The organism is Rhizobium sp. AG207R (genome assembly GCF_027109195.1).
Lineage (GTDB): Bacteria > Pseudomonadota > Alphaproteobacteria > Rhizobiales > Rhizobiaceae > Rhizobium > Rhizobium dioscoreae.
The window spans coordinates 157,550-168,929 of the sequence record NZ_JAEPVT010000012.1; the positions used below are offsets into that span (position 1 = coordinate 157,550).

General features: G+C 59.7%; 4 protein-coding genes. All 4 read right to left on the minus strand.

All coding sequences use genetic code 11. From position 1 onward, the window contains the following. Positions 1 to 83: 83 nt before the first annotated feature. A complete protein-coding gene (locus JJQ51_RS26435; protein ID WP_113390762.1) occupies positions 84 to 938 on the minus strand; it encodes an SDR family oxidoreductase in 855 nt (284 codons plus the stop codon). A gap of 18 nt (positions 939 to 956) precedes the next feature. Continuing rightward, positions 957 to 2,315, minus strand: coding sequence for an aminotransferase class I/II-fold pyridoxal phosphate-dependent enzyme (locus JJQ51_RS26440; RefSeq protein ID WP_246661783.1), 1,359 nt, complete (start codon positions 2,313 to 2,315; stop codon positions 957 to 959). 62 nt (positions 2,316 to 2,377) lie between these two features. Further along, complete coding sequence (locus JJQ51_RS26445; protein WP_269245503.1) at positions 2,378 to 9,841, minus strand: type I polyketide synthase; 7,464 nt, start codon at positions 9,839 to 9,841, stop codon at positions 2,378 to 2,380. 343 nt (positions 9,842 to 10,184) lie between these two features. Beyond that, positions 10,185 to 11,363 (minus strand): polysaccharide biosynthesis/export family protein, encoded by a 1,179-nt coding sequence (locus JJQ51_RS26450; RefSeq protein ID WP_269245504.1) that lies wholly within the window; start codon positions 11,361 to 11,363, stop codon positions 10,185 to 10,187. Between the last annotated feature and the right edge of the window lie 17 nt (positions 11,364 to 11,380).

Genomic DNA, 11,380 nt, shown 5'->3' on the forward strand with positions numbered 1-11,380 from the left:
GCGAGGAACGGGCCGCCAATTCCCTGACTTACCTTCTCTTGCACGTGTTTCACCGACAGCGCAACACCGGTAGTTGTTTCGTATTACTTATCACTATCAAAGCGTTGCTCGGCGGTATCGGCAAGACCGCGCGCCCCCTCCCCACCAAATATTTTTCGCGTCGTGCGCGAAAACCACCATAGCAGCGGCGGTTTTATCAATGGTCCGAAAAATGCAAGCGCCGTCAGCGAAAATCCGAAATGGATTCTCTGCTTGCCACGATCCAGCCCGTGGACGATTTTTGCCGCGACCGCCTCCGCGCTCCACGGTTTGACGGCCCCCATCACCACCTCCGCCTCGCGAGGCCTGAGCGAGATTTCCCGGCGATATTGCGGCGTCATCGTATCGGGCGGAAAGCAGATCGAAATCTTTACGCCCGAAGCACCAGCCTCGGCACTCAAAGCTTCGGCAAAACCCTCCAACGCAGATTTGGATGCGCAATAGGCGGTGTAGCCGAAGATACCGATCAAGGCAGCGCCCGAAGAGATCATCATGATCCGGCCGCCGCGCCGGCTCTTCATGCCTTTATAAACAGCGCGAACCGCATTGGCCGTCCCGACGACATTGATGGATATCTGCTCATCGAAAACCGATGCCGGCATTGCATCGAAGGCGCGAGGCTCGACGATGCCCGCAGAAGTTATGAGGATATCACACGGACCAAGGGACGCCTCGCAAAGCTTTACCGCCTCCGCAGTCTGTTCGGCCGAGGCCACATCAGCGGAAGCCGCCCGGATGAAGGCGCCGTCGACGCCGGGAAGCGCTGCGATTTCGGCGCGCGCCGCTTCGAGCCGCCCCACATCGCGGGCAAGAAGCGAAACTCGAGCGCCCCTGGCCGCATAAAGCTTCGCTACCGCCAGACCAATTCCGCTTGAACCTCCCGTGACGATAACGTGCATGAGACGACCGCCCCGAACTTATGAGCCGCCTGGAGCCTGAGCCAGGGGCAGCAGCTGCATCATCTTGTCCATATCCAGCGAGGCAAGACCGAAATTGCGGTCCTCCAAACTCTTGAGTTTTTCGGCCGTGAGCGCGACCGCCCGCCGGATCTGTTCCTCGGTGTGATTGCAGGTGATAAAGAAGCGCAGCCGCGCCATGCCTTCCGGCACCGCCGGATGAATGATAGGCAGCACATTGATGCCTTCGGCGAGCAGGTCATTCGAAAGCTGCGCCGCACGAAGCGAATCGCCGACGATCACGGGCACCACCGAATGGCCCATGCTGAGGCCGGTATCGAGACCCGCCGCCTCTGCTTCTTCGAGAAAAAGATGGCCGTTACGCCTGAGGCGTTCGGTTCGCTCCGGTTCGGATTTGAGGATATCGAGGCCAGCAATGGCGGCGGCGGCGAGAACCGGTGAGAGACCGACGCTGTAAACGAAACCGCCGGCTTCCGCTTTTAGAATATCGGCAAGTGCGCTGCTGCCGGCAATATAGCCGCCACAGCTGGAGGTCGTCTTCGACAGCGTGCCCATCCAGATATCGACATCACGCGGATCGAGATCGAAATGCTCGAACGTGCCGCGGCCCGTCTTGCCAAGAATGCCAAGCGCATGCGCTTCGTCGACCATCAGCCAAAAACCGTAGCGCGCCCTCAATTCCAGCAGGGCCGGGAGATCGGCGATATCGCCATCCATCGAATAGATGCCTTCGACGATAACGAGGATGCGCCGAAAATCCGATGAGAGCGTCTTCAGGATATTTTCGAGATTCTCGACATCATTATGCTGAAACAGCCGGCGTGCCGCGCCGGAAAGCTTGATGCCGGCAAGCGCACTGTTATGAATGAATTCGTCGTGGATCACGAGATCCTGCGGCCCCATCAGGCAGCCGATTGCGGCAACATTGGTCAGGTAGCCGCTGACGAAGCAGACGGCGGCATCGACGCCATAGACTGCGGCGAGCCTGCGCTCGAGCTCGACGTGACCAGGTCGCTCTCCTGCCACGAGGCGACTTGCCGACGCCGAAATTCCGAAGCGGTCGATCGCTTCTTTCGCACGTGCGGCGACATGCGGATCGGTATTGGTCGCCAGATAGTCATAAGAAGCAAAATTGACGAACTCGCGCCCGCCGATGCGCGTCGTCGCGCCCGCAGCGGCATCATGCGATCGGTAGAAGGGATTGGCAACGCCAAGCAACTCCCCCGCAATGCGCTGCGTTGCGACGCGCTTGTATTCCGGCAGATCCTCGAAGCGCGTCACCTGGCGCGGCTGTGCCTGCGGTTGCCGGTTCAGCCGTTCGGTCCGATTGCGGCCGGAGGATTCGCCAACTCGGCGCATCTGTTCGAGCAGCTTGCTCTTCTTCCGCTCCGCCGGATTGCCATCATCGGCATCATACGTGGTCACTGGACGACCCTTTTTTCCTGGTCTGAGGCATGGCTGCGCGCCAGACGCTCGACCACGCCGTCATCACCCGCTACGTCGCCATTACCATCATCACCATTGCGATTCATGACACGATCACGCAAGCGGCTGACGACATCGCCCACGGTGGTACCCTCGCCTACGCCGCTCAGAGGAATATCGAAGCCGGTCTTCTGTTGGAAGCTCATGCCCAGCTCCATGGCCATCAGGCTATCGAGCCCGATATCCTTCAACACCTTGTCAGGCGTCACCGTGTCTTCCGTCACGCGCAAGATGGCGGCAATCTCCGCAGCGATGAGCGCATGCAGTGCGGCCTGAGCCTCCCCTTCCGATTTCCCCCTGATCAGCTCCCTGAGATCGACGTTGTCTCCCTCGTTGAAGACCTGATGACTGCCTGCATGGCGCATCAGTGGCTCGAACAGCGACCGGCCTGAGATCGGCAGCAGGCGCACGGCATTCCAATCGATCTCGGCGATCATGACCGCCGCTGCATCGATCGCGCCTCTATCCGCCAGCATATAACGCTCCACCTGCTCCAGAGCATCGCGTGCCTTCAGCGCAGCCTTGCCGATGCGCTTGGAAAGGAGATCATTGACCTCGATATTGCGGGCAAGGAAGCCCTTGTCGGCGATGGCGCCGAAACCGACGGCGAGCGCGGGCTTGCCGGCAGCGCGGCGCGCACGCGCCAGGCCCTCCAAGTAGCCGTTTGCCATCACATAATTCGCCTGGCCGGGATTGCCGAGCATGGTCGTTGCCGAGGAGAACAGCAGGAAAAGCTCCAACTTGTCGTCTCGCGTCGAGCGATCCAGGTTTTCGGCGCCACGGATCTTGACCTCGAGAACGGGACGATTGCGCTCCGGCGTCAAGTTGGCGAGCAGTGCGTCGTCCAGAACCATGGCGGCATGAACGACACCCTTCAGCGCTCCTTCGGAGCGAAGCGAGGCAAGCAGCGTCTCAACCGCTGCAGCATCGGTGATATCGCAGGCATGCAGCGTCGTCACGACATCTCGCCTGGTCCAATCGGCTATCGCCTTTTTCGTTTCCGCATCGGCAATGCCTCGGCGCGAGCACAGAGCTATGCGGCGCGCACCTCTGGAAACAAGCCAATCGGCGGCGGATAGGCCGAAGCCGCCAATGCCGCCCGCAACGAGAAAAACGCCTCCGGCATCGAAGCGCAGAGATTTCGCAGGCGCTCGCAAGACGCCGTCGACACGCGCAACAGGCGGGCGCACCACGATCTTGCCGATATGGCCGGCATTCTGCATCAACCGGAAAGCGTTGCCGATCTCGTCAAAAGCGAAGGCGCGATACGGCAGCGGCGTCAGCTTTTCTTCGGCGAAAAGCTGACCGATCTCCCTGAATATGCGCCGTGTCAGGTCGGGTACATTGACCAGAAGCTGATCGGCATCGATACCGAAATAGCTGACATTGCGCCGGAATGGACGCAGGCCAATCTTACGGTCGGCGTAATAGTCACGCTTGCCAAGCTCCAGGAAGCGGCCGAATGGCTTGACCAGCTCGATGCTCCGCTCCATCGCTTCCGAAAAGAGCGAATTGAGAACGAGATCAACCCCTTCACCGCCCGTAAGCCGCCGCACGCCGGAAACGAAATCCAGGGAGCGGGAATCAAGCACGTGATCGGCGCCGAGCATTTCGAGAAAGCCGCGTTTCTCGACCGTGCCGGCGGTGGCGATCACCTTGGCACCCCTGTGCTTGGCGATCTGGAGTGCCGCCAGACCGACGCCGCCGGCAGCTCCATGAATCAGGATGCTCTCACCAGGCTGAATGCGTCCAAGCTCGACCATCGCATAATAGGCGGTCAGAAAGGCAACCGGCACGGTGGCGGCAGCAACGGTTTCCATCTGCTCCGGCAGCTTTGTCACGCCATCACGATCGACACGCACGTGAGTCGAGAATGCGGCAGGCCCGATCCCCATCACATTATCGCCCGGCTTGAGATCATCGACGGCATTGCCCACGGCAAGAATTCGCCCGGCGAATTCCATGCCGATCGTGGCACCGGCAAAGCCGTCTTCCAATGCTTCCTCGGGCAGAACGCCCATAGCCCACATGACATCCCGGAAATTGAGGCCGGTGGCTTCGACGGAGACGACAACCTCGCCCTGGTCGGGCGCGGGAAGGCCCGTCTCCTCCCAAGCCACGCTATCCAGGCGCCCGCTCACATGCTGGCGGATCGTTGCTGCTGTGAAATCACTGCGGCTCGCTTCAATGGCATCGAAGGGACCAGCCACAGCCCGGATTTCCCGGACCTTTCCGGTCGCGCGGTCCAGGAACCATTCCCTATTGTCCGTTTCCGCGACCATCAGGGTATCGACCACCGAGAGCGTTCGGCCGCCAGCCGTATCGGCATCCAGCAGATGCACGTCAAAGGCATCGTACTCGTTCTGAAGGACGCGGCCGAAAGCCCACAGGCCGGCATTGGCATCATCCAGGGAGCCAGCCGACAGCGGTGAGCCGCCGGGCGCCACGATAACCAATCGAGGCCGCGCTCCATCGCTGTTCTGCGACAACAGGCTCGCCAACTGCGTGAACGCCGAGAGACGAGACAACGAGAGTTCCGCTGCATCGCCGCGCTTCATATCCGCAAGATAAACGACGCGGCGCGTAGCCGGGTCAATGGCATCGAGAGCGTCGACAATATCCAGAGACGATCCGCCGAGATCGATGACCGTCATATTCTTGCCCAGCTTGCCGAGACCCTTCCTGCCCTGCTCCGACAAGATCAGGATCGGATCGGCGGCATCCACGACGGAATTCTCTTCCGGCTGCCGCTCTGATACGGCGGACACCATAATCAGCGCGCCTTCGGGGAAAGTCTGTTCCTGGATCAGAGGCTTGGCAAAGCCCAAAATTCCGAGGAGATCGGCAATCTGCTGGGGCGTACCGAGCCGTCCGACCGGGAATTCCGGCGACTGGCTATCGGCAAACCAGCCTTCGGAAAGGCCGAAGACGAAATCATTGAAGGCGCTCGGTGCGCGATCGGCGAGCAGCAGCTGCGCGCCGCTGGCGGCGACCGACCGGACCATTCGCTTGATCTCGTCATTGTGGCGCATCAGATGCTGGCTCTGATCGCCGGAGGCGACCACGATGTCGGCGACATGGCGATCCGCCAGCCTGGCAGGATCGGCGACGATAACATGCGCGTCACGCTCGAAGGCGATCTCCAATACTCGACGGGCTTGCTCGCGCGGCTCAGCGATCACGAGACGTGCATCTGCGGTCGCGGCGATCGTTGCCAGCTTTCGACTGAACGCAACCGATACCGAGCCGACCTCGAGCACGTGCCCGATCGCCCCATCATTGGCCTCGATGGATGAAGCCAATGCCTCTGCCAGCATCGAAAGCCGTCTCTGGCTCAAGGGAGAATGAACAAGCACATGCTCCAGCGTCGCCCCACCCGGCATATTTGCACCCTGGGCCGCAGGCTCACGCTCCAGCACATGCGGACGTATCATCGCCAGATGCTCGAGCGTCTCGCGATAGGCATCGCCAACGAGGATACTCTCGGCCACGCGCCCAGCGTCCTCGCGATAGATTTCCTGCAGCAGCTCCGCCACCGGCGGCAGCGTCGGCTCCAGGGGAACATGCCACCTGCCGTCTCCCGTCTCCGCAATACCGGCGTCTTCCAGAATATAGAGGCAATTGACGAGGAAAGACCTGAACTCGGGATCGCCGGGGAGGCCGGAGAATGCGACGGTACCGTTGCGGTCCGCAACCTTCAGCGCGATATCATGGCAGGCCCGATAGATCGCGGCATCAAGAAGAAGACTTGCATTGTTGAGCATGTGGTTCCCGTCGGAGCCGCCGTGCGATGAAATCCGACGTGTACCGGCGCCGGGTCTGTCTACGCCGTCGAAAAGAGCCGAAGGCACGCCCTCGTAATGAAAGGCGACGGAATCGAGCGTTGCCCTGCGGCGCAGCTGTGTGCGGCGGAAACGGCTATCGTCAAGAACGACGACCGGCCTGCCATCTGCATCGAACAGAGTGAAACGGGCCTTGATCGAATTCGCGCTGAACCGCTCGATCTCGATAATGGCTTTGGCGATCGGTCCTCCCTTGCCGAAAGCTCTCACGGTGCCGAAATGAACGGGAATATAGGGAGCACCGGTTTCGTCGCCGGAGAATTGATCGAACAATGCGATGAGTCCGTGAAACGCCGCATCGACCGACATGGGGTTGAGATTATAGCTGACGAAGGGATGAGACGGCGGGGCAGCCGGCTTCAGGTCCACTTCGATCACATGATGACCAAACGCCACGACTTTCGACAGAAGCTGGAAATGCGGGCCATAATGCAATCCGAAACGTTCCGCCGTTTCGTAAGTCACATCGGAGGTCAACGTCGATTTGCCCTCCTTGCGCGATCGATCGAGGGATTTGCTGTCCCCCTCGCCTGCCAGCGGCTTGCGGCAACGTCCAACTACATGAACCGTCCATTCGTCATGGCTTAGGCGTTCGCGCGACCGGATCTCGATATCTCCGGTCTCAGGCGACAGGACGGTCGACAGCTCGACCATTCGATCCTGGGACAATTCCAGCGGCCGGATGATTTCGAGATTGCCGATTTCAACCTCATCCGTCCCGTAATAGCGTTGCGCCGCCGTTACCGCGATCTCGACGAAGCCACTGCCCGGCATGATTGCCTTGCCGTCGACCACATGTTCAGCAAGGTCCGGGAAGAGACGGGCATCGAGATGGTTCTTCCAATTCGAACCATTAAGATCGGCGCGCCAACCGAGCAGCGTATATAGGCTCTTGCGATCCCGACCGAAGATATCGATCTCGTCCGTCGTCGGAGGGGTGCGAAGCTCTACCGGCTCGAAAGGCAAAGACGGCAGTTTGACGAAGGCGTTGCGGGTGGCGCTGCCGCGGGCACGCAGCGCAGGTGCTCCATTGGCGACTGCCCGCGCAAATGATTGCGAAACCGGATCATGGTCGGCAACGGGCGCCTCCCGTAGCAAGGTCGGTATCGCAATGACCTGAACTGATGTCTGTTTGGCGATCTCCGCCACATAGTTCGACAGGATCGGGCGCGGCGAAATCTCGATGAAGAGGTTGCATCCCATTGCCATCGCGGCCTGACAACCAGCCTTGAAGAGCACGGGATCGCGAACATTGCGCCACCAATATTGCGTGTCCAGCAGGCGCCCGTCGCGCAATTCGCCTGTTACCGTCGAAATGAAGATCCCCGTGCCGCTATCCGGCGCGAGATCGGGCAGATCGGCGAAAAAAGCCTCTTTGGCGCGGTCGATGATCGGATGATGGAACGGATAATTGATGTCGAGAACATGCGCGACGATCTGGGATTTGCGTGCAGCGTCCCTATAGGCCTCTATCTCATCGGCCGGACCGGAGATCGTTACCGAATTCGGAGCATTGATCGCCGCTATATATATATTGTCGAGATCCCTGGATTTCGCAAAGGCCAGCGCAGCATCCTCGCCAAGCACCACGGCGGCCATCTTGCCCTCGCCGGCGAGGAGATCCTGATGCAGCGAGCGCTTGGCAACGATTGCAACCGCTTCGGCAGCCGTCAGCGCCTTGGCGGCATAAGCGGCTGCGATTTCGCCGACCGAATGGCCGAAGACCGCATCGGGCTTGACCCCCATGGACCATAGGCAATCCGAAAGAGAAGCCTGGATGGCGAACAACAGCGGCTGCGCGATCTTGGTATCGGCCAGGCGTGCGGCAAGATCGGAAGCGACCAGAACGTCGGTCAGCTTCTCGCCGAGATAATATTCAAAGAGCGCGCTGAAGGATTGGAAGCATTGCCGGAAATGACGGTTTTCCTGATAGGCGCCGACACCCATTCCCGCCCATTGCGAGCCGTTGCCGGAAAAGACGAAGGCGATCTTGGCAGCCTGCGCCGGAGATTCGCCCGCCTCGCCGACCGAATTTCTGCCTGCAAGATGCGCATCAATCGCGGCAAGCACGGCGGCGCTGTCCTTTGCGCGGGCAGCAAAACGATGACGCATGGGTTCGCGATTGGCGGCAGCGGAAGCAACGATCTGACGGGCCTCCTTGGGCTCGGCAGTTTCAAGACGGGTCCTATAGTCTTCGAGCAGTGTCGAAAGAGCGGACGCCGTATGAGCGCTGACGGCAAAAACGATCCCCTCGCCCCGGATCGGCGGCTCCGGCGGCGCGATCGGATCGGGATCGCTGATGACAACGTGAGCGTTCGTTCCGCCGAAACCGAAGGAATTGATTCCGGCAAAGCGCGCCTGCTTGGCCGGAAGAAGTTCGATCGTTGATGTGTTGACCCGAACGTTCAATCCCTCGAAGTCGATGGACTCGTTCGGATGGTCGAAATGCAGCGAAGCGGGTAAGAAATTATTTTCCAGCGCGATCACGGCCTTCAGCAGCCCGAAAAGGCCGGATGCGGGTTCGGTATGCCCGATATTGGTCTTGATCGAGCCGATTGGCACCGGCGCCCGCCGATTGCGGCCTATGACTTCACCGATCGCCCATATTTCGGCGGGGTCGCCGACCTTCGTTCCCGTTCCATGCCCCTCGATGAAGGCGATGCGATTGACATCGATATTGCGGCCTTCATAGATCGACTGAAGCAAGGCGGCCTGCGCTTCACGAGACGGCATGGAAATGCCGTTGGTGCGTCCCGAAGAATTGACGCCTACGGCATGGATCCTGGCATAGCTGCGGTCTTTCTCGCGCAGCGCCACGTCCGTCCGGCGTAGTACGATCGCCGCACCACCTTCTGCACGGACGTAACCGCGGCCGTTGTCGTCATAGGCGCGGCAGAGTCCTTCCGGCGACAGCATTCGCGCCTGGGCGAACCCTACGAAGGACATGGGATTGAGCAGAATATTGATGCCGCCGACGATCGCCGTATCGATCTCGCCGTTCTCCAGCGCCTTCACCGCCTGGTCGAGGGCGACCAGCGACGACGAACAGGCCGTGTCGATCGTCATGCTCGGTCCGCGCAATCCGAATATGTGCGAGATGCGGTTGGAAACGATGGAAAGCGTGTTGCCCGTCATGAAATACGGGCTGCCCGAGGCGGGGTCTTCCAGCGTCAGATTGCCGTATTCAAGGGAGGATGCCCCGACATAGACGCCGACGCGCTGCCCCTCGAATCCATCGATCGGCAAGTTTGCATCTTCCAAAGCGCGCCAGACTATATTCAGAAGGATGCGCTGCTGCGGATCCATCTGCATCGCTTCGCGCTGGGAAAGGCCGAAAACCGCGGGATCGAAGGCGTAGACATTATCGAAGACGCCAGCTGCAAAACTGTAAGTCTTCCCCTGAATACCAACAGCCGGATGCCAAAAGCGCGCGAGATCCCAGCGCTCCTCTGGTATGCGGCTTACGGTACAACGCCCCTCCTTGAGGACAAGCTGCAGTTCTTCAATCGAACTCGCCCCAGGGGCAACGCTTGCGCGTCCGATAATTTCAACTGTCATGATCTCTCAGCAATACTCGAAGAAGTGCACCAAACTGGTCAAATTCAATATCAACTGCGCACGTTATTATCTGTGGTTGTTATCGACAAAAAATTTGCGTGTGCAACCAATATGCGGCAGTGCAACAACCGATGCAATATGCGACATCTTACACCCTTCAATCCAAGTCGAAGATCGCAGCTATTGCTTGCGACGATTGTCGTGTTTTCGACAAGTCAGTTCGCGATGAATTTCCGTTGCCGACAAGGCACGATCCGTCACAATCATACAGATCTCGGCATCCGCCGACGAATAGGAGCGCAGGTAGACCCGATGGCACCGCCGCTCCTTCATTTTTCCAGGATTACTGTCCCAGATTCACCGCTGTTGCCGCTCCCTGGGAGGCGATACCTAGCGGCGTACCGATAAGATTCAAGAACTTCCTGATGTCGACGGAAGGATGGCGCGACACGTAGATGACGTCGCGGCTCTTGACCGGGAAGGTCTGCCCTACGATCAGGCTGTCGGGATTGGACATGTCGAACCGATAGACAATCGGATAGCGTCCCTTGGCATCCGGCACCATTCCCTTGCGCAGCAGGTCCTGGAAACGGGCGGGACCGAGCAGAATCTTAGCGATTTCAGGCTCTTCGTAGCGGAACAGGAAGAAGCCCTTGGCATTGCTCGAATCGTCGATCGCGCCATGACCGAGGGCAACGGCCTCGAGCAGATTCAGATCGTTCGCCCCGAACTCGATACGGCCGTCTCCGCGAACAGAGCCGAGCAAGGTGAAGGTTCGCGGATCGCGGACGAGGAAAATCTGGTCGCCCGGCTGGACATAGATATCTTCCGAGGGATGCTCGATGATCGACTTCAGCAGAACCGTTCCGGTCTTGCTGCCGCGAACCACCGTAACATAGGTTTCATAGGGTTGCGTCGAGGGTCCACCAGCCTTGGCGATGACTTCGGTGATCTTTTCCCTGGTCAGATCGAGCGGAACCATAGAAGGACGGCCAACGGCGCCCGAAACCGTAACGGTGCGCGACGGCGTGCCCATGCTTGTTACGATAACATCCGGCTCGACGGCCTTGCTTGCCAGAGCCGCCAGGATTGCCTTGCGAGCCTGGTCAAGCGTCTTGCCAGCGAATCGAACCGAGCCGGCATAAGGGATTGCCGCCGTGCCGTCCGGCTGCACGACGATATCGAGCGATACCTGCTTCGATTGTGCCGTCGAAAACAGGCCATCGGCACCAGCTTCGAAAATCGTGACCTTCAATGCGTCGCCGACACCGATAACGACCAGACCGACGCCGCCGCCCATGCCAAAACGGCGATTGAGCGTGGAGGAAACATAGTCGGAAACCAGGCGCGCACTGCGGCTGTCGATATCGACAATGTCGAAAACCGCGGCATTCCTGCGACCCAATTCGATACTGGATTGGCCGGCATCTTTCACAATAGCGCCAGCCAGCGGACCTTCGCTCGAAACGGAATTACATCCCGCCAGAACCACGCAACAAAGTACGGCGCCAATACGAAACAATTGAAACCCTCAAACCA